1 protein-coding gene is annotated in these 222 nt (G+C 41.9%); it reads left to right on the top strand.

What is annotated here, in order from left to right; all coding sequences use genetic code 11:
• Positions 1–147: 147 nt before the first annotated feature.
• Positions 148–222 (top strand): antirestriction protein ArdA (locus GPK60_RS10920; RefSeq protein WP_330622214.1); only part of this gene is annotated, 75 nt, incomplete at its 3' end.

Consider the following 222-nt stretch of genomic DNA (forward strand, 5'->3'; position numbering starts at 1 on the left):
AAATATTTTAATCTGGAAGCCTACGCCCATGAACTGGAAGAAAAAGGACGTTATGCTCTCTGCAACAACGGTATGTTCAAGCTCTGATGGTGGTGTTTCTTATGGCAGATTTTATGAATACAACCGAAAGGAAGTGAACCGCTTATGATTGATGATATGCAAGTCTATATAGCCAATCTTGGCAAGTACAATGAGGGAGAACTGGTCGGGGACTGGTTCTCT

It is taken from the genome of Ruminococcus sp. MCC718 (genome assembly GCF_018783905.1).
In the GTDB taxonomy this organism is placed as follows: Bacteria; Bacillota; Clostridia; order Lachnospirales; family Lachnospiraceae; genus Hominisplanchenecus; species Hominisplanchenecus faecis.